This window comes from Thalassococcus arenae (assembly GCF_019104745.1).
GTDB classification, from domain to species: domain Bacteria; phylum Pseudomonadota; class Alphaproteobacteria; order Rhodobacterales; family Rhodobacteraceae; genus Thalassococcus_B; species Thalassococcus_B arenae.
On record NZ_JAHRWL010000004.1, the window covers coordinates 26495 to 48603 of the forward strand.

The 22109-nt window shown below is 62.8% G+C and carries 26 protein-coding genes and 1 tRNA gene; 10 read left to right on the forward strand and 17 right to left on the reverse strand.

The features are described 5' to 3' along the window. Position 1 precedes the first annotated feature (1 nt). The 4 genes from KUH32_RS18120 (at position 2) to KUH32_RS18135 (ending at position 3366) form a co-directional block, all read left to right on the forward strand. Positions 2–562 carry a tetratricopeptide repeat protein gene (locus KUH32_RS18120; RefSeq protein ID WP_217780078.1) on the forward strand — a complete coding sequence of 187 codons (561 nt, stop codon included), beginning with the start codon at positions 2–4 and terminating at the stop codon, positions 560–562. Positions 563–602: 40 nt separating this feature from the next. Continuing rightward, on the forward strand, positions 603–1463 hold the full coding sequence (locus tag KUH32_RS18125; protein WP_217780079.1) for a tetratricopeptide repeat protein: 861 nt from the start codon (positions 603–605) through the stop codon (positions 1461–1463). Positions 1464–1469: 6 nt separating this feature from the next. After that, positions 1470–1964, forward strand: a complete 495-nt coding sequence (locus KUH32_RS18130) for a prepilin peptidase (RefSeq protein ID WP_217780080.1) — start codon at positions 1470–1472, stop codon at positions 1962–1964. Positions 1965–2055: 91 nt separating this feature from the next. Beyond that, complete coding sequence (locus tag KUH32_RS18135; protein ID WP_217780081.1) at positions 2056–3366, forward strand: DUF8689 domain-containing protein; 1311 nt, start codon at positions 2056–2058, stop codon at positions 3364–3366. Positions 3367–3396: 30 nt separating this feature from the next. Here KUH32_RS18135 and KUH32_RS18140 read toward each other — a convergent pair whose 3' ends face one another. Continuing rightward, complete coding sequence (locus tag KUH32_RS18140) at positions 3397–5196, reverse strand: NAD(P)/FAD-dependent oxidoreductase (protein ID WP_217780082.1); 1800 nt, start codon at positions 5194–5196, stop codon at positions 3397–3399. A 174-nt stretch (positions 5197–5370) separates the two neighbouring features. Between KUH32_RS18140 and KUH32_RS18145 the strand changes: the two genes are divergently transcribed. Beyond that, a tRNA-Met gene (locus KUH32_RS18145) sits at positions 5371–5447 on the forward strand. A 62-nt stretch (positions 5448–5509) separates the two neighbouring features. Then, on the forward strand, positions 5510–7018 hold the full coding sequence (locus KUH32_RS18150) for a malonate--CoA ligase (protein ID WP_217780083.1): 1509 nt from the start codon (positions 5510–5512) through the stop codon (positions 7016–7018). Between the two features lie 65 nt (positions 7019–7083). On the opposite strand, the gene ureG is transcribed toward KUH32_RS18150, so the two are convergent. The 15 genes from ureG to KUH32_RS18225 form a co-directional block, all read right to left on the reverse strand. After that, the gene (ureG, locus tag KUH32_RS18155) at positions 7084–7716 is read right to left on the reverse strand and encodes an urease accessory protein UreG (protein ID WP_217780084.1); all 633 of its coding nucleotides are present in this window, start codon (positions 7714–7716) and stop codon (positions 7084–7086) included. A 13-nt stretch (positions 7717–7729) separates the two neighbouring features. Continuing rightward, complete coding sequence (locus KUH32_RS18160; protein WP_217780085.1) at positions 7730–8368, reverse strand: urease accessory protein UreF; 639 nt, start codon at positions 8366–8368, stop codon at positions 7730–7732. Then, positions 8346–8834 carry an urease accessory protein UreE gene (gene ureE / locus KUH32_RS18165; protein WP_217780086.1) on the reverse strand — a complete coding sequence of 163 codons (489 nt, stop codon included), beginning with the start codon at positions 8832–8834 and terminating at the stop codon, positions 8346–8348. Before ureE ends, KUH32_RS18160 begins: the two co-directional genes overlap by 23 nt. A 16-nt stretch (positions 8835–8850) precedes the next feature. Beyond that, complete coding sequence (locus KUH32_RS18170) at positions 8851–9060, reverse strand: hypothetical protein (RefSeq protein WP_217780087.1); 210 nt, start codon at positions 9058–9060, stop codon at positions 8851–8853. Between the two features lie 128 nt (positions 9061–9188). Continuing rightward, on the reverse strand, positions 9189–10937 hold the full coding sequence (gene ureC / locus KUH32_RS18175) for an urease subunit alpha (protein ID WP_217780088.1): 1749 nt from the start codon (positions 10935–10937) through the stop codon (positions 9189–9191). A gap of 10 nt (positions 10938–10947) precedes the next feature. Continuing rightward, positions 10948–11295 carry a lysozyme inhibitor LprI family protein gene (locus tag KUH32_RS18180; RefSeq protein WP_217780089.1) on the reverse strand — a complete coding sequence of 116 codons (348 nt, stop codon included), beginning with the start codon at positions 11293–11295 and terminating at the stop codon, positions 10948–10950. Beyond that, a complete protein-coding gene (locus KUH32_RS18185) occupies positions 11279–11674 on the reverse strand; it encodes a carboxymuconolactone decarboxylase family protein (RefSeq protein ID WP_217780090.1) in 396 nt (131 codons plus the stop codon). The genes KUH32_RS18180 and KUH32_RS18185 overlap by 17 nt, the downstream gene beginning before the upstream one ends. Beyond that, entirely contained in the window at positions 11674–12498 is an 825-nt protein-coding gene (locus KUH32_RS18190; RefSeq protein ID WP_217780091.1) for a cyclase family protein, read from the reverse strand. The genes KUH32_RS18185 and KUH32_RS18190 overlap by 1 nt, the downstream gene beginning before the upstream one ends. 80 nt (positions 12499–12578) lie before the next feature. Then, on the reverse strand, positions 12579–12884 hold the full coding sequence (locus KUH32_RS18195; protein ID WP_217780092.1) for an urease subunit beta: 306 nt from the start codon (positions 12882–12884) through the stop codon (positions 12579–12581). Beyond that, positions 12881–13051 carry an LPXTG cell wall anchor domain-containing protein gene (locus tag KUH32_RS18200; RefSeq protein ID WP_217780093.1) on the reverse strand — a complete coding sequence of 57 codons (171 nt, stop codon included), beginning with the start codon at positions 13049–13051 and terminating at the stop codon, positions 12881–12883. The genes KUH32_RS18195 and KUH32_RS18200 overlap by 4 nt, the downstream gene beginning before the upstream one ends. 42 nt (positions 13052–13093) lie before the next feature. Further along, a complete protein-coding gene (locus KUH32_RS18205; protein ID WP_217780094.1) occupies positions 13094–13396 on the reverse strand; it encodes an urease subunit gamma in 303 nt (100 codons plus the stop codon). Between the two features lie 3 nt (positions 13397–13399). Beyond that, a complete protein-coding gene (locus KUH32_RS18210; RefSeq protein ID WP_348541148.1) occupies positions 13400–14254 on the reverse strand; it encodes an urease accessory protein UreD in 855 nt (284 codons plus the stop codon). A gap of 135 nt (positions 14255–14389) precedes the next feature. After that, on the reverse strand, positions 14390–14875 hold the full coding sequence (gene tsaA, locus KUH32_RS18215; protein WP_217780095.1) for a tRNA (N6-threonylcarbamoyladenosine(37)-N6)-methyltransferase TrmO: 486 nt from the start codon (positions 14873–14875) through the stop codon (positions 14390–14392). Further along, positions 14872–15894 carry a histone deacetylase family protein gene (locus KUH32_RS18220; RefSeq protein WP_217780096.1) on the reverse strand — a complete coding sequence of 341 codons (1023 nt, stop codon included), beginning with the start codon at positions 15892–15894 and terminating at the stop codon, positions 14872–14874. The genes tsaA and KUH32_RS18220 overlap by 4 nt, the downstream gene beginning before the upstream one ends. Positions 15895–15901: 7 nt before the next feature. After that, entirely contained in the window at positions 15902–16750 is an 849-nt protein-coding gene (locus KUH32_RS18225; protein ID WP_217780097.1) for an SMP-30/gluconolactonase/LRE family protein, read from the reverse strand. A gap of 283 nt (positions 16751–17033) precedes the next feature. Here KUH32_RS18225 and KUH32_RS18230 point away from each other — a divergent pair, with 283 nt between their 5' ends. From KUH32_RS18230 to KUH32_RS18245, 4 genes are all read left to right on the forward strand, one after another. Next, the gene (locus tag KUH32_RS18230; protein ID WP_217780098.1) at positions 17034–18221 is read left to right on the forward strand and encodes a tyrosine-type recombinase/integrase; all 1188 of its coding nucleotides are present in this window, start codon (positions 17034–17036) and stop codon (positions 18219–18221) included. Beyond that, a complete protein-coding gene (locus KUH32_RS18235) occupies positions 18208–18837 on the forward strand; it encodes a hypothetical protein (RefSeq protein WP_217780099.1) in 630 nt (209 codons plus the stop codon). The genes KUH32_RS18230 and KUH32_RS18235 overlap by 14 nt, the downstream gene beginning before the upstream one ends. 163 nt (positions 18838–19000) lie before the next feature. Continuing rightward, entirely contained in the window at positions 19001–19195 is a 195-nt protein-coding gene (locus tag KUH32_RS18240) for a helix-turn-helix transcriptional regulator (RefSeq protein WP_217780100.1), read from the forward strand. A 156-nt stretch (positions 19196–19351) separates the two neighbouring features. Next, on the forward strand, positions 19352–20710 hold the full coding sequence (locus KUH32_RS18245; protein WP_217780101.1) for a reverse transcriptase domain-containing protein: 1359 nt from the start codon (positions 19352–19354) through the stop codon (positions 20708–20710). A gap of 502 nt (positions 20711–21212) precedes the next feature. Here KUH32_RS18245 and KUH32_RS18250 read toward each other — a convergent pair. Continuing rightward, positions 21213–21866, reverse strand: a complete 654-nt coding sequence (locus KUH32_RS18250; RefSeq protein ID WP_217780102.1) for a recombinase family protein — start codon at positions 21864–21866, stop codon at positions 21213–21215. Between the last annotated feature and the right edge of the window lie 243 nt (positions 21867–22109).

Here is a 22109-nt window from a genome sequence, read left to right on the forward strand (position 1 = left end):
CATGCGCTTGTCCCTGGCGGGATGCGTCTTTGCAACCTTGCTATTGGCCGCCTGTTCACCGGGCGGCCTTGGCACGTCGCGCGACACCCCCTTCGCGCCCGGTCTCGACCCGCGCGGCGAGGCGGTGGATGGGCTGGTCGTCGGTCACCGTCTGATGGAAGCCGGCCAATATGACCAGGCATTGCAAGCCTTTACGCGCGCCGCCGGCGAAAAGGGTCTGACCGGAGAAGTGCTGGTCGCGCTTGGTTCGGCCAATCTCGCACTTGGGCGATTGAACCAGTCCGAAACCCTGCTGCGTCGCGCCGTGGCGGCCGAACCGGATTGGCCGGAAGCCTGGAACAACCTGGGCGTCGTGCTGATCGAACGCGGCCAGACCGCCGAGGCGGCCGAGATCTTTCGCAGGGCCTTTGCGCTGGACAATGGCGAAAGTGACTCAATCCGGGACAATTTGCGCTTGGCACTCGCAAAAATGGAAAATTCCGATTATGGTGACGAGTTAGAACAAGAATACAAACTGGTGCGCCGGGGCAGCGGGTCGTATCTGATCCGCAAATCGTCCTGAAAGCGCACCCAACGAGGCAGAGCAGTAAAAGGACGCAAACATGCGCCATCCCCTCTTTGTATCGCTGTGCGCGGTGTCTTTCGTCGCGTTGAGCGCCTGTGGCGACTCGCCGACCGGCGAAGAGGTCGACCGCAAGTTCCAGGACGTGAACGTGGTCGACGAGACCAACCTGAACGAGGTCATGCTGACCGTTGGCGACCCCAACGAAGCGGTGTCCTATTTCCAGCGGGCCTCCAAGCAGAGCCCCGACAGGATCGATCTGCTGCGCGGCCTGGCCACATCGCTTGTCCGCGCCAAGCGCGTCTCGGAAGGGCAGGTCGCCTGGGCCAAGGTGGTCGACCACGAGGAAAGCACCGATGGCGACAAGGTCGAGCTGGCCGATGCGCTGATCCGGTCGAACGATTGGGAAAAGGCCGAAGCGGTGCTCGACGCCATTCCACCCACCTTCGAGACCTACAAGCGCTACCGCCTCGAGGCGATGATCGCCGACGGCAACCAGGAATGGAAGAAGGCCGACAGTTTCTATGAAATCGCCGTCGGGCTGACGACCACACCCGCCAGCGTCCTGAACAACTGGGGCTATTCCAAGCTGACGCGCGGTGATTACCCCGAGGCCGAACGCCTGTTCGCCGACGCAATCCGACAGGACCGGTCGCTGTTCACCGCCAAGAACAACCTGGTTCTGGCCCGTGGCGCCCAGGGCAACTACACCCTGCCCGTCGTGCCGATGACCCAGACCGAGCGCGCCGAGTTGCTGCATTCGATGGGGCTTGCCGCCATCAAGCGTGGCGATATCGAGATCGGCAAGGGTCTGCTGCGCGAAGCGATCGAAGCGCATCCCCAGCATTTCGAAGCCGCCGCGCGCAGTCTCGATGCGCTGGAAGCGACCGTCACGAACTGACCGCGCATGGATATCTCGGCCAGCGCGGCGCTGTGGTTCCTGCCCTTCGTCGCGCCGATCTGTCTTTACATCTGCTATACCGACATGCGCGGCATGCGGATCCCGAACCATGCCGTGATCGCGCTGGTCGTCGTGTTCGCACTGGTCGGGTTGATCGCCCTGCCCTTCGACACCTACCTGTGGCGCTATGCCCATCTGGCCGTGGTGTTGCTGGTCGGAATCGCATTGAACGCCGGCGGCGCAGTGGGCGCGGGTGACGCGAAATTCGCCGCCGCTGCCGCGCCTCTGATCCATATCGGCGATCTGCGCCTGTTGATGGTGCTGTTCGCCGCGAACCTGCTGGGCGCCTTTGTCGCGCACCGCATCGGCAAGCATACCGGACTGCGCCGGCTGGCCCCGCATTGGCAAAGCTGGAACACCGGCGCCAAGTTTCCCATGGGCCTCGCCCTGGGCGGCACCCTGGCGATCTACCTGGGCCTCGGCGTCTGGTTCGGCCGGTAGCCGCCGCCGGCTTCGCAATTCCCTGCCGCGGCCCATCTTTTGCCGCAAATCTGCGCGACGATCCGATCCAAGCAGGATTGAGGCGTCCGACATGAACATGCAGACCAGCGCCATCATGGCGCCCCCGCCGCCAAAACGGCTTGAAGAGATGGGTCTTCAGCCCGTGATGATGCGCGACATCGTGCTGAAAACGATGTTCCGCAAGAACACCAACCAGATCACGCACTTGGCCAGGGCCGTCTGCCTGCCGGTGCCGGTGGCGCAGGAAATCGTCGACATGGCCCGCTCACAGGGCCTGGTCGAGGCGATGGGCACCATGACCGCCGCCACCGCGAACAACGAAATGGCCTATCAATTGACCGACAACGGCAAGGCCCGCGCCCTGGACGCGCTTGCACAGTCGGAATATTTCGGCCCCATGCCGGTGCCGCTGGACCGCTATCACGAACAGGTCGAACGCCAGTCGATCCGCAACATCCAGATCAGCCGCGACCAGTTGACCAGTGCGATGGGCCATCTGATCCTGCCCGACGACCTGATCGCCAATCTTGGCCCCGCCGTCAGTTCCGGCCGCTCGATCCTGATGTACGGCCCCCCGGGCAACGGGAAATCCTCGATCTCGAACGGTATCCGCGACGCGATGGGCGACAAGATCTATGTTCCCCGCGCGATCGAGTATTCCGGTCAGGTCATCACGGTCTATGACCCGATCGTGCATTCCTCGGCGGAAGCCGACGAAGACGACCCGAACGCTTTGCGCCGCAAGGCGCGGTTCGACCGCCGCTACGTCCTGTGCCAGCGGCCCACCGTCATCACCGGGGGCGAGCTGTCGCTGGAAATGCTCGATCTCGTCTACAACCCGACCGCGCGCACCTACCAGGCGCCGCTGCAACTGAAATCCTCGGGCGGCATCTTCATCGTCGACGACCTTGGCCGCCAGTCCGAACCGCCGCAGAAGCTGGTCAACCGCTGGATCGTGCCGCTGGAAGAAAGCAAGGACATCCTGTCGCTGCAATCGGGCGAAAAATTCGAGGTGCCCTTCGATACGCTGGTGATCTTCTCGACCAACTTCCACCCCAACGAGATCTTCGACCAGGCGGCGCTGCGCCGGATCTTCTTCAAGATCAAGATCGACGGCCCGAGCCAGGAGGATTTCCTCAAGATTTTCTCGATGGTGGCACGCAAGCGCAAGATGCAGCTAGACCAGGCCAGCCTCGTGCACCTGCTCAAGAACAAGTATCCGACGATCAACAACGTCTATGCGAACTACCAGCCGATCTTCCTGATCGACCAGATGATCTCGGTCTGCGACTTCGAGGGATGGCCCTACAAGATGACCCCCGAACTGGTGGACCGCGCGTGGAGCAACCTGTTCGTCAAGGATGAACACATCGTCAAGTGACGGGGGCGGGCCTGCGCCCGCCCCCTTGCCTCACGACAGGTGATGCACTTTCTGCAGGCCGTAGACCGGCGTGTCGATGCCTTCCATCCGCGCCTTGATCTGCAGGCTAAGGAACTGCGAGTAATGCCGTGACTGGTGCAGGTTGCCGCCGTGGAACCACAGCGCCTGCTGCTGGGTCGGCTTCCACATGTTGCGCTGCTCGCCCTCCCACGGCCCCGGGTCCTTGGTGGTGTCCGACCCCAGCCCCCAGACCTTGCCCACCTTGTCGGCCATGTCCTGCCCGACAAGATCGGCCACCCAGCCGTTCATCGAATTGTAGCCGGTGGCATAGACGATCAGATCGGCGTCCAGATGGGTGCCATCGTCCAGCACCACGCCGGTTTCATCCACCGCCACGACCTGTCCACGCTTCAGCTTGATCTCGCCATCGATGATCAGCTGGCTGGCGCCGACGTCGATGTAATAGCCCGACCCGCGGCGCAGATATTTCATGAACAGCCCGCTGTCATCGTCGCCCCAATCCAGCCAGAACCCCGCCTTTTCAAGCCCTTCGTAGAAATCCTTGTCCTTCTCCTTCATCGCCGCATAGGCCGGGATCTGGAACTGATGCAGGATCGCGTAGGGCAGCGAGGCAAAGATCAGGTCGGCCTTTTCGGTCGTCATGCCTGCCTGCACCGCGCGTTCGGAATAGAGATCGCCCAGCCCGATCTCCATCAGCGTGTCCGAGCGTACGATATGGGTCGAGGACCGCTGCACCATCGTCACGTCCGCATCGGCCTCCCACAGCGCCGCGGCGATATCATGGGCGGAATTGTTCGACCCCACGATCACGCATTTCTTGCCGCTGTATTTGTCCGGGCCGGGGTGCCGGCTGGAATGGTGCTGATCGCCCTTGAACGTCTCCATACCGGGGAAATCGGGGATGCGCGGCTTGCCCGACATGCCGGTCGCCATGACCAGCTGCTTGGGCCTCAGCACCACCTCTTCGCCGTCGCGGTCCACCACGATCGTCCATTCCTTGGCCTTTTCGTCCCACTGGGCCGATTTGGCCGTGCTGCGCGTCCAGTAATTCAGCTCCATCACCTTGGTGTACATTTCCAGCCAGTCGCCGATCTTGTCCTTGGGCGAAAACACCGGCCAGTTGTCGGGAAACTTGATGTAGGGCAGATGGTCGTACCAGACCGGATCGTGCAGGCAGAGCGACTTGTAGCGCTTGCGCCAGCTGTCGCCGGGCCGGTCGTTGCGTTCCAGGATGATCGTCGGCACGCCGAGTTGCCGCAGCCGCGCGCCCAAGGCGATGCCGCCCTGCCCGCCGCCGATGATCACGCAATAGGGCTGGGTCTTGTAGCCCAGCTCGGCCTCTTCTTTCTGGCGCTCTTCCAGCCAGGTGGCGCGGTTCTTGCCGGCGCCGTGCCTGGCGCCCATCGGCCGGGCGAAACCCGCAGGTTCCTCGTGCCCCTTCAGTTCGACCATCGTGGTCAGCAGCGTCCAGACGCGGCCGTCCTTCAAACGCACCAGCCCATAGCCCCGCGCCACGGCGGTTTCGAAGGTGATCCAGGCGGTGACGATGCCGCCGTCTTCGGTCGGCATCTCGCCCTCGGCGATCGCCCATTGCGACGGTCTGGTGGTGGCCAGCTGGTGCTCGAGCATGTCGCGCACCTGATCCTTGCCTTCGACAGTCTTGATGTTCCAGGTAAAGCTGACGAGGTCGCGCCAATAGCATTCGTCGGCGAACAGATCGACCGCGCCATCGATATCGCCGCTCTCCAGCGCCTGTCCGAACTGGTCCAGGAACGTCTGCGTCTGCGCCTCGGCTGTTGTGTCGAGCATCGCGTTTCCTCCCGTTTTCTTGGTGTTGTCAGGCGATCAGGTTGACCTCAGGTCAACACACGTTTCAACTGTCTTTTGGTCGAATGGATCGCGCAACGCTGGTGCGCGGCAAAGCCCTGCCGATTTCGCCCTTGACGCTTCCACCCCCAAACCGTAAGCACCCGCGCACATGATGGCGCGGTAGCTCAGTTGGTTAGAGCGAACGACTCATAATCGTTAGGTCGGGGGTTCGAGTCCCCCCCACGCCACCACCACCCCCTTTACCTCGACGCCCGCTTTGGGCAGGAACACGAAAGGTACGACGGGGGTTACCATGTCCAATCCGCTTTTCGACCGGATGCTGTTGCCGCACCAGGCAAGCTCGGCGGTCTTTCTGCATCTTCCGGACGGTGAAACCGTGACCTACGACACCTTTGTCCGGCGCACGGCGCAATGCGCCAATGCCCTTGCCCGGATGGGCTTGCGTCCCGGCGACAGGTTGGCCCTGCAGGTCGACAAATCCCCCGACGCCCTGGCCCTGATCTTCGGCTGCATCCGGGCGGGCATCGTGTTCCTGCCGCTCAACACCGCCTACACCGCCGACGAAATCGCCTATTTCGTCGAAAACAGCGGCGCGCGCGTCCTGGTCTGCGCGCCGGATCGAAGCACAGACCTGGCCGCTGTCGCCGCGGCCTGCTCCGCGCGGCTGGAAACCCTGGGAACCGATGGCCACGGCACGATGAACACGCTGCTCGACACCGCCTCGGAAATGCATGATCCGGTGCATCGCGATCCGGATGACATCGCGGCCTTCCTGTACACTTCGGGCACCACCGGCCGGTCCAAGGGCGCGATGCTGAGCCACGACAACCTTCTGTCGAACGCGTTGACACTGGTCGATCACTGGCGCTTCACCGCTGACGACGTGCTGCTGCACGCCCTGCCGATCTTCCACACCCATGGTCTGTTCGTGGCGACCAATGTCACCCTGGCCGCCGGGGCATCGATGGTGTTCTTCCCCAAGTTCGATGCAGGTCGGCTGATCGACTGGATGCCACGGGCGACCGCCATGATGGGCGTGCCCACCTTCTACACCCGGCTGCTGGACGAACCGCGCCTGGACGCGGCCGCCGCCGACATGCGCCTGTTCATCTCCGGTTCCGCCCCGCTTCTGGCGGATACGCATCGCGCCTTCGAGGCCCGCACCGGCCAGCGGATCCTCGAACGCTACGGGATGACCGAAACCAACATGAACACCTCCAACCCATATGACGGCGACCGTCGCGCCGGAACCGTGGGCCTGCCGCTGCCGGGTGTCGAGGTCAGGGTTTGCGATGCCGATGGCGCCGAGCTGCCGCGCGGCGAGATCGGCACGCTCGAAGTGCGCGGTCCGAACGTGTTCAAGGGTTACTGGCAGATGCCCGAAAAGACCGCCGCCGAACTGCGCGCAAACGGTTTCTTCATCACCGGAGACCTCGCCCTGCAATCCGACGACGGCTACATCACCATCGTCGGTCGCGGGAAAGACCTCATTATTTCAGGCGGTTACAACATCTACCCCAAGGAAATCGAAAGCCTTCTGGACGATCAGCCCGGCATCCTGGAAAGCGCGGTGATCGGCGCGCCCCATCCCGATTTCGGCGAAAGCCCCGTGGCGGTCCTCGTGGCCGACGATGCCGGTCCGGATCTCGACGCGATCCAAAGAACCGTCACGGCAAAACTCGCCCGCTTCAAGCACCCTCGCCACTACGTCATCGTCGACGCCCTGCCGCGCAACACCATGGGCAAGGTGCAGAAAGCCGCCCTGCGCGAGACCTACCGCGACATCTTCGCGAAACCCTGATGCTTCATCTTGCCCGATAAACTCCGGGGGTGAATGGCGGCTTGCCGCCAGAGGGGGCTGGCCCCCTATTCCGCCGCATCCGCCAGCGGAAGACCACCGATCTCGGCCAGCAGCACGATCACCGCGTCCACCCCTTCACCATGTCTCAGCGCGGTAAAGACGAACGGCCGCCCGGCCCGCATCCGCGTCGCATCGCGCTGCATCACCTCCAGCGACGCGCCGACATGCGGGGCCAGGTCGGTCTTGTTGATGACCAGGATGTCCGAGCGCGTGATCGCCGGCCCGCCCTTGCGCGGGATCTCCTCACCCGCCGCGACATCGATCACGTAGATCGTCACATCCGCCAGTTCCGGGCTGAAGGTGGCCGACAGGTTGTCGCCGCCGGACTCGATCAGGATCAGTTCCAGGTCCGGAAAGGCGGCGTTCAGGTCGGCGATGGCAGCAAGGTTGATCGAGGCGTCCTCGCGAATGGCCGTGTGCGGACAGCCGCCGGTTTCGACACCGCGGATCCGCTCCAGCGGCAACACCTGCATGCGCATCAGCGCTTCGGCATCTTCCCGGGTGTAGATGTCGTTGGTGACCACCGCCATCGACAGGCGGGGGCCAAGCGCCCGGGCCAGCGCGGCGGTCAGCGTGGTCTTGCCGGCGCCGACGGGGCCGCCGACACCGACGCGCAGGGGGCCGTTTGGGGAAGGCATGGCAGGGCTCCTTTCAGGATCGAAAATTGCGGGAATACAGCGTTTCGTGCCGCTGGCTCTGGATATCCAGCATCGGGGCGAACCCGCCCAGATCATCTGTCGTGGCGGTTTCGGCCCGGTCGGCCAACGTCGCGCATAGCGGTGCCAGGGCGGCCACGATGCGCTGGCCCTCGGTCTGGCCCAGCGGGATCAGCCGAACGCCGGCACTGGCGAGGTTCGACACCACAGCCTGCAAGTACAGCCTGAGCGCGGCGCCCAGTGGCAGGCCCAGAACAGCGATGGCCCGACCGACCGCCACCGGATAGGCCGTGGCGTCCAGACCCGGCGACCAGACCGCGTTGACCGCTTCGGCAAAGGCGGCGCCCTGGTTCGCGGTCTCGCGCTGCCGTCCCGACGACGGTGCCAGCGCCAGCGCCAGGTCGGCCACATCCTCGCCCCGTGCGGCGCAGGCCATCAGCACCGCGTCGGACCAGCCCGCGCCATGCCGCAAAACCGTCTCGAGCCAATCGCGCAACGCGGCGGCGTCCCGGACCGTCCCGTCCTGGATCGCCGTCTCCAACCCGTGCGAATAGGCAAAGGCGCCCACCGGGAAGGCCGGCGAGAACAATTGGTGCAGCACCAGAAGCGGGTCAGTGGTCGTGATCGTGGCCATCGGGACCGTGCGTGTGGGAATGATCGTGACCATGCGTGCGGCCATGACCATAGGCGCCGCCTTCGGGGGTGAACGGCTCGACCACGTCGCGGGTCGTGGCGCCGATCCGCGCCAGCATGTCGGCCATGACGTGATCGCGCCGGATCAACAGGCGGCCGGGTTCGATCTGGCAGGGGGTGTGGCGATTTCCGATATGCCAGGCGATGCGCGGCAGGTCGGTCGCGGTCACTTCGATCAGCGGTTCGGGCGCTGCAACGATGGCGATCTCGCCGCCGCCGTCCAGCACCAGCACGCCGCCGTGATCCAGCGATGTCGTCTTGGGCAAGTCGACCAGCACCCGGCGCCCGTCGGTCAGCACCAGTGTCTTTCGGCGCAGGAACCGCGCCTCGTAGTCAAGCTGCACTTCACCGACGGCCACGCCATGGGCGTGACCGTGGTAGGTGCGGGAGATCAGCGGCGCGGTCATGCCGCGCCACCGTCGGTCAGTAGATCGAAAAGGCCCGCTGGACCAGTTGAGCGCGGGTCAGACCCATGCGATCGAGGTCTGCCTGGCTGACCTGGGCGCATTTCCGGGCCAGTTGGGCGCGATGCGAGTTTTCGCCGATCTTGGTCAGCGCGCTCCACAGCGCGGCCAAGGGTCGAAAGGGGGCGGCCTTGGCCACCGGGGTCATGCTCGAGGTGATATCTGCCATCTGTCTCGTCCTCAATTGCAGCACACATGCTGCGGTGCGGCATGACATAAGGGCGGCAGGGGTCCGTCACCACAGGCGTTGGCGAATGGCTGGCTTGCAAGCTTTGCATGGCTGATCCCTCCACTGGCTCAGAACAGGAAATAGCGTTGCGCCATGGGCAATTCCGACGCCGGTTCACAGGTCAGCAATTCTCCATCGGCGCGCACCTCGTAGGTCTCAGGGTTGACCTCGACATGGGGGGTGGCGTCGTTCAGGATCAGATCCTTCTTGCCGATACCGCGGGTGTTCTTGACCGCCAGTGTCCGCTTGGCCAATCCCAGCCGGTCGCCGATACCGTCCGCCTGCGCGGCTTCGGACACGAAGGTTACCGCGTTGTGCTCGACCGACCGGCCATAGGCGCCGAACATCGGCCGGGAATAGACCGGCTGCGGCGTCGGAATGGATGCGTTGGGGTCGCCCATCTGCGCGCAGACGATCGTGCCGCCGATCAGCACCATCTCGGGTTTGACCCCGAAAAAGGCCGGGTTCCACAGCACCAGGTCGGCGCGCTTGCCATGCTCGATGCTGCCGATCTCGTGGGCGATCCCGTGCGCGATGGCCGGGTTGATCGTGTATTTCGCGATGTAGCGGCGGACGCGGAAATTGTCGTTCTCGCCGGTCTCGTCAGCCAGCCGCCCGCGCTGCTTCTTCATCTTGTCGGCGGTCTGCCAGGTGCGGATGATGACCTCGCCCACCCGGCCCATCGCCTGGCTGTCGGACGCGATGATCGAAAACGCCCCCATGTCGTGCAGGATGTCCTCGGCCGCGATGGTCTCGCGCCGGATACGGCTTTCGGCAAAGGCCACGTCCTCGGGGATCGACTTGTCGAGATGGTGGCAAACCATGAGCATGTCCAGATGCTCTTCCAGCGTGTTCACCGTGTAGGGCCGCGTCGGATTGGTCGAGGACGGCAGCACGAAATCCTCGCCGCAGATGCGGATGATGTCCGGCGCGTGCCCGCCGCCCGCCCCTTCGGTGTGAAAGGCGTGGATCGTGCGGCCCTTCATGGCCTTGACGGTGTTCTCGACAAAGCCGCTCTCGTTCAGCGTGTCGGTGTGGATCATCACCTGCACGTCCCAATCGTCGGCCACCGACAGGCAGCAATCGATGGCGCCGGGCGTGGTGCCCCAATCCTCGTGCAGCTTCAGCGCGCAGGCCCCGCCCTTGATCTGCTCGACCAGCGCGGCGGCGAGAGAGGCATTGCCCTTGCCGGCAAAGGCCAGGTTCATCGGAAAGGCATCCGCCGCCTGCAGCATCCGCCCGATATGCCAGGGCCCCGGTGTACAGGTGGTGGCCAGAGTGCCATGCGCCGGGCCGGTGCCGCCGCCCAGCATGGTGGTCAGGCCGGAATGAAGCGCATCCTCGATCTGTTGCGGGCAGATGAAATGGATATGGCTGTCGAACCCACCGGCGGTCAGGATGCGCCCCTCGCCCGCGATCGCCTCGGTCCCCGGCCCGACGATGATGTCGACGCCGGGCTGGGTGTCGGGGTTGCCGGCCTTGCCGATCTTGGCGATGCGCCCGTCGCGCAAGCCGACATCGGCCTTGTAGATGCCGGAATGGTCGACGATCAGCGCGTTGGTGATGACCGTGTCGACCGCGCCATCCGCCCGCGTCACCTGCGCCTGCCCCATCCCGTCGCGGATCACCTTGCCGCCGCCGAACTTGACCTCTTCGCCATAGATCGGCGCGTTGCCACCGGCCGCCTCTCCAACGGCGATCGCGGTCAGATCGCGTTCCACCTCGATGATGAGATCGGTATCGGCCAGCCGCACGCGGTCGCCGGTGGTGGGCCCGAACATGGCAGCATAATCGCGGCGCGAGATCGTGGCGGGCATGGACGTCTCCTCAATACCCCAGGGTCAACAGGTCTTCGGTGCGCTGACGGGTCAGGCGCGTCAGACAGGAATTCAGGACAAGCGGACGGATCGACCCACCCTCGTACAAACCGGCTTCGGCCAGACAGGCCGCATCGCGGAACGCGATCCATTTCCGTTGCGCATCCAGCAACTTGGCCCCGATACCCGCGCCGTCGGCAAAGGCCTTGGCCGGTTTCCAGGCCGCGTTCAGCGCCGCATCCGCGCGTCGGTACTCTTCCGCAGCGCAGGTGTTCATCTCGATCTGCGTATCGCCGGGACACGCCGCCTGAGCGGCCCCGGCCAGCAGAAAGACCAGCACACTACACGCGAAACGCATCGTCCACCTCCACCTGCATCGCGCTGACCAGCCCGTTGGTCTGCATCGCCATGCCGATCACCGCGAGCAATTCGCCGTGCTGGGCGGCGCTCATCCCCTTGGCCTTGGCGGCGGCGGTGTGGGAATGGATGCAATAGTCGCAGCCATTGGCGGTGGACACGGCGATATAGAGCATCTCCTTGACCAGCGGATCCAACGCACCGGGACCCATCACCTGTTTCAGACGGTCCCAGGTAGCGCGCAGCAATGCCGGGTCGTTGGCCAGCGCGCGCCAGAAATTGTTGATGTAATCCGTGCCCCGGGTGGCCCGGATGTCGGCGAAGACGGCCAGCACCTCGGCGCTGGCCGCCTCGTCGGATATCAGCGGCAGCGTCGCCATCACACCATCGCGAAGATGCGGGCGGGACCACCGGTGCCGCCGGGATGGGTGGGCGCGCCGACGACCAGCGTGGCCCCGGCCGCAGGCACGTTTTCCAGCCCGGCCAGGTTCTCGATGCCGTAACGGCCGGCGGGCAGCCACGCGTAATGCGACGCGAAATCGGCGGATGGCCCGTGATCCAGCGAAAGCGTGTCAACCGCCAGCGCCACCGCCGTGGTTTCCTCCAGCAGCATCTGCGTCGCCTCGACATGGAAGCCGGGGAAGTGCTTGACCCCCGCCGCATCATTGCCGGTATAGGCCGCCGCATCACCCGATTTCGCCGCCCAGCCGGAATGCATCGCCACGCAGGCCTTGTCGGGGATCGGGCCGTTGGCTGCGATCCACGCCTTCAGATCGTCCGGCGTTACCTGCGCGTCGGGGTTCTCGGCCGCCTTTCCATGGATGTGCACAACGCAAAGCGGGATCACCAGGTCCGAGACCGGGATCTCGTCGACCGACAGGCCATCGGCCGAGAAATGCAACGGCGCGTCGATATGAGTGGCGGTATGTTCGTTGATCGTCAGGTTCAAAAGGTTGAAGCCGTGTTCGGCGAAATTGAACTGCGGCTCCATCGCAATGCCCGGCGGTCCGAAATAGGTCGGAAAATCCGGGCTGAGCTTGTGGGTCATGTCCACCACCCCGCCATGGCCCGCCGCCAGCGCCGGCGGGGCGGCGGTGATGCCGCCCAGCACCGACCCGGCCGCAACCGCTGCCGATGCCGAAAAGAACTGGCGGCGCGACAGCATCCGCTCCTTCACCGAATTGATCACGCAGATATCGCACATGGGTCGTTCTCCCTATCTATGGTGGGTGGCCTGCTCGACGGCTCTGCCCGCGATCCTGCAAGATCACCCTAGCACGCCTCTCACAGCCGACCCATCACCTGCTGATTGAAGCCGAAGATCCGCCGCGCGCCGCCGATCTCGATCAGCCGCACCTCGCGGCGCTGACCCGGTTCGAACCGCACCGCCGTGCCCGCCGCGATATCCAGCCGCCGACCGCGCGCCGCGTCGCGGTCGAAATCCAGCGTGCTGTTGGCCTCGGCGAAATGGTAATGCGAGCCCACCTGCACAGGCCGGTCACCGGTATTGGCGACCATCAGCGTGATCGCCTCGCGCCCCTCGTTCAGGGTGATCGTTCCCGCGGCGGGCATCACTTCCCCGGGGATCACCTTTTCCTCCGCAGGCCCACCGCGGCAACGCCGCCCGCCAGGGCGACGACCGACAGCGCACCCAACACCGCCAGCCAGGATGCCCCGTCATGTGGATGCACATGCGCACCGGGATGCGCCGCAACCGGCCCCGCAAGCATCGCCAGAACCAAAGCCCATCTCTTCATCGCGAACCCCCTCGTTCTTCTCTTTCAAAAATACGCACGGCCCTACCGGATCGGGTTGTGCACGGTCACCAGCTTGGTGCCGTCGGGAAACGTGGCCTCGACCTGCACTTCGTGGATCATCTCGGGCACGCCCTGCATGCATTGCCCGCGCGTCACGATCCGCGCGCCCGCCTGCATCAGGTCGGCCACGCTGCGCCCGTCGCGGGCGCCCTCGACCACCGCGTCGGTGATCAGCGCGATGGCCTCGGGATGGTTCAGCTTGACGCCGCGGGCCAGGCGCTTGCGCGCCAATTCGGCGGCCATGGCGACCAGCAGCTTGTCTTTCTCGCGGGGGGTCAGGTTCATGTCTCAGATCATCCAGGGTCGGGGAAGTTCGGCGCCGGACAGGCGCGCAAGAAGCGGGATCAACAGGCCGCGCAAGGCGAAACCGTCCGCGGCGGTGGCGCGCAGGAACACCAGGTCGTCGTGCAGCGCGCTGACCCCGGCCTGCGGCGGCAAACCGGCGCGCAGTCCCTCCAGCCGATGCGCCGCACCCGGTGCCGCGAAGACCACCGAACCCATCGCCCGAGCGCCATCGGCGACAAAGGGCCGACGCAATGCGGTCGCGGCATCGCCGGTCAGCTGCAGCCGGTCGGCAAAGCACAGGCGCCCGTCGCGGCGCAGATCGATCCGGTCGCGCAGACGCAGGTCGCGCACGTCCTCGCCCATTGCGGCACGACCGAACACCAGGACTTCACAGGCCAGCAGGCTGGCATCCCCGGCCATGTCGATGGACAGATGTCGGTCCAGCGCGGCACCATCGAAAAGGATCGTCTCTTGCGGCAACCAGTGCAGGGTCGCGCCCTCGGCGCAACTCAGCCGCGTGCGCACCAGCCCGGTCTCGTCCGGCAGCGCACGATAGACCCGTTCGGCCGCCTGTGTCGTCAGCGTCAGCGACGCGCCTGCTTCTGCAGATGCCGTCAGGTGGAAGGCATCGCCGCCGGTCACCCCGCCCGCCGTGTTGAGGAACACCGCCGCCAAGGATTCGTCGGCATTGCGCGGGAACAGCAGTTTCGCGCTGCCGGACATGCGCAGATCGGCGATCCGCGTGGCGCCGTCGTTCCGCCGGACGGAAAGCACCGCTTCGCCCCGTGCGCGTTGCGCACGCTGGATGCCGGGACAGGTCGGTTCGGTGTCGTATGGCAGATCGGAATCCTCCCGCACGCAGGCTTCGCCGATCGCCGGGACGACGCAAGATGGCGGCGAAGCGGCACACACGGCGGTGGCGGTACGGCGGGATTCCGCACGGCAAATGGGCACCCCTTTCACAGGCGCACAAGTCTTGCGCAGTTTGAAAACTCAGTCGCCAGGCTTCGGCGGCGCCTGGACCGCGTAGTCGCAGCGCGCCGGTTTGATATCCAGCAGCGGTGTGCCGTCCAGGCAATCCAGCCCGCGAACCAGCAGCGTGTCGCCGTCGCGCCGGATCAGCCGCACCAGCGACGTACCGATCGGATTGGGCCGAAGCGGCGAGCGCAGCGAAAACGTCCCGCGGGTGCGCCCGTCGCCTTTCGGGCTTTGCCGCAGCAGATCACGGCGGGCCTCGTGCAGCCAGTAAAGCAGCTCGATCCGCTCGAACGGCTCGATCCCGTCCAGTGCCGGAACGAAAGCGGCGTCGACGATGACCCGGCACTCGGGTCCGTTCTCCGGGTCGCCCTGGCGCGGACAATCGGCGCGGGTCGCGAAGGGCGTCCGCAAGCGACCGATGAAATGCAGCGCCGCATCTCGCGGCGCGTCCAGGCGGGCCGTCTCTTCGCCGGGGCGCAGGGAATCGCCGGGATGGGTCATGGGGCGGTGCTCCAGCCGGTCAGGAAATGCGCAAGGTTGTCGCCCAGGGCCGGCTGGAGATAGCCGCCTTCCTGCACGAGCACGCTGGGCAGACGCAGGTCGGCCAGCCGCGCGGCGATGCGTGAAAAGCCCGGGGTCGTGACCGCCAGCGCGCGGAACGGGTCGCCCTCGTGCGCGTCCAGCCCCAGCGATACCACCAGCGAGTCGGCTCCGAAAAGGGCGATGCGTCCGCAGGCCGTCTCGACCGCCGCAAGGAACCCGTCATCGCCCGTGCCGAAGGGCAGCGGCAGGTTCAGGTTTGCGCCCTCGCCGGGTCCGGCGCCCCGTTCATGGGCATGGCCCCAGAAGAACGGATAGAACGCCGCCGGATCGGCATGCACCGACACGGTCAGCACATCGCCACGCTGGTAGAAGATGCCTTGCGTGCCGTTGCCGTGATGGACGTCGATATCGATGATGGCGACGCGCCGGCCCTGCGTCGTCAGCGACTGCGCCGCGATCGCCGCGTTGTTGAGAAAGCAGAACCCCCCCGCCATGTCGGCAAAGGCGTGGTGCCCCGGCGGGCGGCACAGGGCATAGGCCACGCCGTCCTGCAAGGCCGCATCGGCGGCGCCAAGCGCCGTCTGCGCCGACCAATAAGCCGAAGTCCACGTGTCGGCGGCGATGGGACAGGCGGTGTCGGCCATGTGCCAGCCCGCCTGCCCGACGATGCCATCGGGCCGCGATCCGGCATGGCGCGACGGATGAACGTTGGGGATGACCTCGTCCGAGGCGCCGTCGACCGATTGCCAGCGGTCGTGGGCGGTCGCCAGGAAGTCGAGGTATTCGGCCGGATGGATCGCCGCGATCGGCCCCGATCCGTTGTCGCGCGGCGCGACCAGCGTACAGCCCGCCGCCAGCGCACCCTCTCGCAGCCGGTCCACACGACCCGGCGCTTCGGGGTTCGGCCGCGGCACGCCGGCCTTAAGAAACATCCGCGGATCGTGGCGCGATTGACGGGGATCGAGAAAGGCTTTCATCGCGTCCTCACAGGATTACCCGGTGCTCGGCCTGCCCCTTGCCCACTTTAGATACAGCGAACACCGCTCCCGCGCGGGAGTCGTCGGCCCCGGCGCCGTGAGCCGCGGTCGTGACGTAGAGCGTGGAAAGATCGGGCCCGCCGAAGGCCGGGCAACTGGACTGGCCCGCGCCCACCGCCACGGCGGTCAGGAAACGCCCGTCCGGGTCGTAGCACGCCACCCGCGCCGCGCCCCATTGCGCGTTCCACAGATTGCCCGCCGCATCGACGACGGCGCCGTCGGGGTTCAGTTCCTCGGCATTCAGGTCCAGCCAGGCCTCGGGCGCGCCCACGGGCCATCCCTGCCGGTCCAGCGCGACCCGGCGGATGATGCGCGTCGGCGTATCGGTGAAATAGGCGTGCCGCCCGTCCGGCGCGAAACAGATCGCGTTCGAGATGGTGATGTCCTTGAAAAGCCTGCGTAACTCTCCCTTGCAGTAGCGATATATCGCCCCCGCGCCCGGCTCGGCGTTCTTGCCCATCGTGCCGATCCAGAACCCGCCCTGCGGGTCGGCGCGGCCGTCATTGGATCGCGTCACGGGGTTGTCGGCCTCCAGGTCGCAGACCGGCTCCTGCGTGCCGGTGTCCATGTCGAACACGAAAAGCGCGCGTTCCGAAGCTACCAGCAGCCGCGTCTTGTCGATCCACCCCGCGGCCGAGACCATCGCGTCGAAATCCCAACTGCGCTCGGTCCCGCCATCATGCTCGTAGAGCCGCCGCCCGAGGATATCGAACCAGACCAGCGAACCGCGCAGCGGGTGCCAGAGCGGCCCTTCGCCCAAGGCGCATCGTGCATCGGAAAACAGCCGCCACGTCATAGCCTGCCTCACCAATCCGTCCTGTTCGTCGCCAGTTTCGGACATATCGGTCACGATGACCAGATGGGCATTCAAGCAGCACGACCGGCCGGCGAGCATGAAAGACGATGGCAATGGCGGTGAGCGATGGTGCCCCCACACGGCATTCACTTCATATGCCAATATACTCCATGGCGTCTCAAAAAAATGAATTATCATGCGTTTAAAGCGACTTGGGTGTTTCATCGTGCCCCAAGATGTATCATGGTATCCCAACAATAAAGGTGGATACAGAGGTGGACGCATGGCACGTCCTCTACACAAATTATCAGCTGCTACGGTCAAAGCGGCAGTCCCCGGAAAGTATTCCGACGGTGGCGGCCTATGGTTGCACAAAAGGCGTGATGGTGGCGGTCAATGGTTCCTAAGGGTCACGGTGCATGGCCGCCGACGTGAAATGGGCCTTGGGTCAATCAATGAAGTCACATTGAAAGAGGCAAGGGAACAAGCAGAACACTGGAGATTACACGCGCGCAAAGGCATCGATCCCATCAAGGAGCGCGAGAAGCAGCGGCGTGAGGCGGAACGCAATCTGCACTGCTTGGCCGATGTCGCACTGGACGCGTTCGAAAGCCGCAAGGCCGAACTGAAAGGCGACGGAAAAGCCGGAAGGTGGTTTTCGCCTCTCGAACTCCACGTCCTGCCGAAGCTAGGAGAGGTTCCCGTCTCGGATATTGATCAGATCGACATACGGGATGCTCTGAAGCCCATTTGGCATTCTAAAGGAGAGACGGCGCGCAAAGCCCTCAACCGCCTCAGTATCGTCCTCCGGCACGCTGCGGCCCTCGGGCTGGACGTGGATTTGCAGGCGACAGAGAAGGCCAAAGCGTTGCTCGGCAAGTCCAGGCATACGCCTCAGCACATTGCCGCCATGCCATGGATCGAGGTTCCTGATTTCTACCGAACGCTGGAGGAACCTACGACAACCAATCTGGCTCTTCGGATGCTGATCCTCACTGCGGTTCGCTCAGGTCCTCTGCGGTTCATGCGCTACGATCAGATTGAGGGGGAAATTTGGACCATTCCGGCGGAACAGATGAAGGGACGCTTGGGGCAAACCTCAGACTTCCGCGTGCCACTATCAGATGAGGCATTGCAATTGGTCGATCTTGCCAGACCTTTTGACCGCGAGGGGTATCTGTTTCCGGGCCTACGTAAAGGCGTGATTTCTGACATGACCATGGGCAAACACATGAAGAAAGCTGGGTTGCCTTTCAGACCACATGGTTTTCGATCCAGCTTTCGCGACTGGTTGGCCGAACAAACCCGCGTTCCGCGCGAAATTGCGGAGACCTGCCTTGGCCACGTCGCAGGGAGCCAAGTCGAACGCGCGTATCTTCGAACAGATTTTCTGGAACAACGGTGTTTGATCATGACCGAATGGGCGCGTTTTGTGACGGGCGAGAACGAAGAGAATTATGATGATTTCTGAACCGTTGGCCCGAACGACAGCGTTACAACCGGATGAAGCCTCTGCGGGATTGTTATCAGAGTTCAAGAAGGCTGCCGTGCGCGGTGATCCCACCGCTTTGTATCAGGCGCTCATCCTCTGCGGCGACCATCAACTTGCCATGCCGGATTGGCTCGTAGATCATCTGCTGAAACTAACGGCGGACTTCCATTTGGGAAAAAAGCCGAGCTGGAAGGGGGTGGGGAAACGTCCGTTGATAGTTATCAGACGCCGTTTTGAAAACGAAGTTCGGCGGCGGGCGGTCATCGCGGTCAGGGCATGGGTTAAGGACAAGAGCAAGTATCAGGATATGCCCACTCCTTGCATTCGTGCCTGGAACCGACAGGACTATCTCCATTGCGAGTTCCAAAACGACGGCGACGCGTTGGAGTTCGCGTCACTTGGCCTGCGCGGTATCAAGCTACAAGCTGACGGCCCGACGATGAAATGTAGCCCCCGGACTTTGAGGCGCGTTATGGAAGACAAGAATGCCGCTCAACTGCCAAAGCTATCCGGACGGATTGCTAGCGTCTTTGGCCTCGTCGATCCTGACGACCTGTTCGGTTCGGACGAACCGCTCAATCCCAATCTCAAGTAGTCTCGGGCACACAGTGAACGTGCGTGCACCGGTCCAATGCACCTTAACTAGCAAGCTACGCTAGTCTACGGCCCGGTGTGTGGCCAAAAAAACTTGATTTCTCGGCGTGTTTGGCCACACAGCTTATCGCTAAGGATGTCTCCATACGTCAAGGAGACCCAACATGCCCCAAGCATCCGACCGCTATATCACGCTCGAACAACTCAGCGACAAGCTAGGTGGCCGATCACGATCCAGCATTTACCGTGACCTCGAAAGTGGACGCATTCCTCAGCCAATACGAATTGGTGTGCGGCTTTATTGGTGCGAAGCAGAGATAGAAGAGTTCTTACAGATGCGCCGGTCCAGCGAGTTGTGACGAGCTGCGCGGAAGCCCTGCTAGCCAGACAGAAGGCCCATGCGGCTAATCGTGCTAGCGCCGAATAACCCCGAACAATTTTGCACGCGCCAGAAGCCGGTGAACGCGCGTTCACCACTCGTGCTCTGTTCAACTAGATCAGAATGAAGGTCTACGATGCCCATCCAAATCAAGCCCAAGCCTTATGATGGCTTTCAAAACCAACTCGGCTACTATTTGCCATTGCACAAGCACCAACATGCAAGTCTGCCCGACCATGTGAAAACGGCAAACCGGGCGATAAAGCGGGCCGCAAAACTGAAAAGGCGAGTGCGCAATGCCGCGCATAAAAACCATTCAGAATACACCAAGGCCTGCGAGACTTATCTTAAGTCGTTCGACGCGCGCATCGAAGCTGTTTGCTCAGTGAATAAATCGAAGCCGTTGGCAAAGCGAACCGACTTGGGACGTTGCATTTTGCTTGCAGAGAAAATGAACCTGTGGGCTCCGCAGGCTGAAATCGCGCGTGTTCATCAAGTCCCTCGTGGGACACCGAATAGGTATCGGTGGATATGGAGCTTTCAATTACGCAGTTCCGCCGCGCAATTAATGGTTTCGCAATGTATCCGAGCCTTGATGCCGCCACCGGAAGAGATGCCATGGCTATTCACGGATCGAGGCGTGCAGGCCGCCATCGCAAAGATGATAGCCTTGATTGAGGACGGAAACGTCTGGGTTGCAGAACTCGATATTTCCGAGTTTTACCCCAGCGTCGCAAAAAGCAAGGTTCTGCCCAAGCTACCCTTCAAGAAGGTAGTGGAACGAGTGGCGTTCGCCACCACCGCAATCCCCCGAAAGCCGGACGGTAGTCTGCTCTCTATAGGTTGCGTATCATCAGCCCGCCGGGGAGCACCCCAAGGAGCCAAGACTTCCGCAGCGATCACGACGTGGATCATGACGCATCTTTCACACAATCTGCCGAATGATGTGCATCTGATCGTTTACGCTGACAACCTTTTTTTGATCAGCACCACCCGGCAGAAGGTGGAAGTGGCGGCGAAGTCCTTGGGTGCGGCAGTCGCTGCACTTCCCGGCGGGAGCTTCAAAGTGAAACCTCCTCAAATAGAGAACGCCCATGACGGCGTTACAGCCCTGGGACACGCAATCTATTTGATAGACGGCAACGTAATAGGCCATCCGAACAACGCAAACCTGCAACGCTACCACGCTCGCATAGATGCTGCGCTGGTCAGTTGCTCCACGTTGTTCAATGTTTGGTGTTCAGCAAAGACGCCAAAGACGCGGGGCTTATTGTTAGCCGAACTTGCTGGCATCAAACGCTATGTCAAATTTTGGCATGCTTTCTTTCCAGACGATTTCTACGCAAGTCTCCCTGAAGGTGCCGATCCCGCATGGGTCATAGACCTATTCATGCACAAACACGGCATTGGACAGCACGACATTGTTGGTTGGGAGAATGGCAAGGTGAGGATAGCCAGCAACCCTTCGCGTATGTGTTTCGTCGATGCCCCGTGACTTGGCCAATCAAGAGCGGAGGTCAGTTAATTGAACGATGAAAGGCAGCTAGGCATGGAAAAAACGGTATCATAGTCACGATTTTGCCTTTGGACGAATATGGGCGCATTCGGTGGTTTTCTTCAAGTTCATACGCCTCAGATTTCCCACGTGAAGTGAACGCACGTTCACCACTGCTCTTGGAGAAAACCGCTGCTTTTGGCCGAAGTTCCGGATGCACAGAATAAGCGCAAAATCGGCCAGTGAACGCAAAGCTGAATTGGCACCGAGCCAATGCATTTTCCGCAAACGGGCCAAGGGCTCTCTCGCCGAAGCAATGGGTGAGCACTTCGGACCCTATGGCAATGAACTGCAGGGAATGTGGGTGAATTTGAGAGAGCGGAAGTGTTCAAGCTGCATGCGGTGCGGACTAGTTCAGCGATACAGCGCGCGTCAATTTGTGAACGCGCGTTCACCGGTCAAGCAAAGCAACAGTTCACTTAGATCGGATTAGTCCGTTGGGCTAGATAGGAGGCGAGCTAATCGAAATTTCCTTTAGATCGCCCGGATCGCACACGAACTTCGAAGTTGATTTCGGGTTGGCCTTCTGCGCAGCAGGCTGATTGTTCTCTTTCATAATCCTGTAGACCGACGCCCTGCTTATGCCTGTCTTCTTCGCCACCTCGGACGGTCCTATGCCGGAGCGGATCAGGTCCAAGACTTCCTTTGACTTCGCCTGTGCCGTCGGTTTGCGGCCCTTGTATTTTCCCGCTGCCTTTGCCTTGGCGATACCCTCGCGTTGGCGCTCAAGCATGATTTCGCGCTCGAACTCCGCGATGCCACCGAGCACAGTCAGCATCAGCTTGCCGGTCGGCGTTGCCGTATCTATGCCCATCGCCAAGATGCGCAGAGAAGCGCCCTTCTTGGTGAGCGTCGCCAATATGTCCATAAGGTGGGGGACAGAGCGTGCCAGCCGGTCAAGCCGTGTCACAATCAGCGTGTCGCCCTCGCGGACGAAGTCCATCGCCTCGGTCAACTTCTTCCGGGCGGCAACGTCAACTGACGACACCTGTTCCTCAAAAACCTTCTCACAGCCCGCAGTGCGGAGTTCATTTAATTGAACCTCCAAGCCTGCTTTCTGGTCTAGTGTCGATGTTCTGGCATATCCGATGAGCATGAAGGGCCTCTTGTATCACATGGGTCATAAACTTTGTGACACACGTCGTCTCAAAAAACAATATATATTCATGTGAGACACTACTCTGTGCGGGCTGGGTTGTCTCACTGGGGCATGGTCTATTGAACGCGAATGGCGATCAAAATCAAAATCGCAGTGTTTACGCTGCCTGCAATCCAGCTGTCCGTTGCAATTTCCGGGCCGGACCGACATGGTTGACAAATCAGTTGAAGTTACAGGGCT

What these genes read in the sequence shown, in the direction of transcription:
- KUH32_RS18135 (WP_217780081.1), top strand. Translation starts at nt 2,056, where the DNA reads ATGAACATGCAGACCAGCGCCATCATGGCGCCCCCGCCGCCAAAACGG.
- KUH32_RS18190 (WP_217780091.1), bottom strand. Translation starts at nt 12,498, where the DNA reads ATGTGCGATATCTGCGTGATCAATTCGGTGAAGGAGCGGATGCTGTCG.
- KUH32_RS18240 (WP_217780100.1), top strand. Translation starts at nt 19,001, where the DNA reads ATGCCCCAAGCATCCGACCGCTATATCACGCTCGAACAACTCAGCGAC.
- KUH32_RS18125 (WP_217780079.1), top strand. Translation starts at nt 603, where the DNA reads ATGCGCCATCCCCTCTTTGTATCGCTGTGCGCGGTGTCTTTCGTCGCG.
- tsaA (WP_217780095.1), bottom strand. Translation starts at nt 14,875, where the DNA reads ATGACCCATCCCGGCGATTCCCTGCGCCCCGGCGAAGAGACGGCCCGC.
- ureE (WP_217780086.1), bottom strand. Translation starts at nt 8,834, where the DNA reads ATGACCGCGCCGCTGATCTCCCGCACCTACCACGGTCACGCCCATGGC.
- ureC (WP_217780088.1), bottom strand. Translation starts at nt 10,937, where the DNA reads ATGCCCGCCACGATCTCGCGCCGCGATTATGCTGCCATGTTCGGGCCC.
- KUH32_RS18250 (WP_217780102.1), bottom strand. Translation starts at nt 21,866, where the DNA reads ATGCTCATCGGATATGCCAGAACATCGACACTAGACCAGAAAGCAGGC.
- KUH32_RS18225 (WP_217780097.1), bottom strand. Translation starts at nt 16,750, where the DNA reads ATGACGTGGCGGCTGTTTTCCGATGCACGATGCGCCTTGGGCGAAGGG.
- KUH32_RS18120 (WP_217780078.1), top strand. Translation starts at nt 2, where the DNA reads ATGCGCTTGTCCCTGGCGGGATGCGTCTTTGCAACCTTGCTATTGGCC.
- KUH32_RS18245 (WP_217780101.1), top strand. Translation starts at nt 19,352, where the DNA reads ATGCCCATCCAAATCAAGCCCAAGCCTTATGATGGCTTTCAAAACCAA.
- KUH32_RS18140 (WP_217780082.1), bottom strand. Translation starts at nt 5,196, where the DNA reads ATGCTCGACACAACAGCCGAGGCGCAGACGCAGACGTTCCTGGACCAG.
- KUH32_RS18180 (WP_217780089.1), bottom strand. Translation starts at nt 11,295, where the DNA reads ATGCGTTTCGCGTGTAGTGTGCTGGTCTTTCTGCTGGCCGGGGCCGCT.
- KUH32_RS18160 (WP_217780085.1), bottom strand. Translation starts at nt 8,368, where the DNA reads ATGGCCACGATCACGACCACTGACCCGCTTCTGGTGCTGCACCAATTG.
- KUH32_RS18230 (WP_217780098.1), top strand. Translation starts at nt 17,034, where the DNA reads ATGGCACGTCCTCTACACAAATTATCAGCTGCTACGGTCAAAGCGGCA.
- KUH32_RS18205 (WP_217780094.1), bottom strand. Translation starts at nt 13,396, where the DNA reads ATGAACCTGACCCCCCGCGAGAAAGACAAGCTGCTGGTCGCCATGGCC.
- KUH32_RS18200 (WP_217780093.1), bottom strand. Translation starts at nt 13,051, where the DNA reads ATGAAGAGATGGGCTTTGGTTCTGGCGATGCTTGCGGGGCCGGTTGCG.
- KUH32_RS18220 (WP_217780096.1), bottom strand. Translation starts at nt 15,894, where the DNA reads ATGAAAGCCTTTCTCGATCCCCGTCAATCGCGCCACGATCCGCGGATG.
- KUH32_RS18235 (WP_217780099.1), top strand. Translation starts at nt 18,208, where the DNA reads ATGATGATTTCTGAACCGTTGGCCCGAACGACAGCGTTACAACCGGAT.
- ureG (WP_217780084.1), bottom strand. Translation starts at nt 7,716, where the DNA reads ATGCCTTCCCCAAACGGCCCCCTGCGCGTCGGTGTCGGCGGCCCCGTC.
- KUH32_RS18170 (WP_217780087.1), bottom strand. Translation starts at nt 9,060, where the DNA reads ATGGCAGATATCACCTCGAGCATGACCCCGGTGGCCAAGGCCGCCCCC.
- KUH32_RS18150 (WP_217780083.1), top strand. Translation starts at nt 5,510, where the DNA reads ATGTCCAATCCGCTTTTCGACCGGATGCTGTTGCCGCACCAGGCAAGC.
- KUH32_RS18130 (WP_217780080.1), top strand. Translation starts at nt 1,470, where the DNA reads ATGGATATCTCGGCCAGCGCGGCGCTGTGGTTCCTGCCCTTCGTCGCG.
- KUH32_RS18185 (WP_217780090.1), bottom strand. Translation starts at nt 11,674, where the DNA reads ATGGCGACGCTGCCGCTGATATCCGACGAGGCGGCCAGCGCCGAGGTG.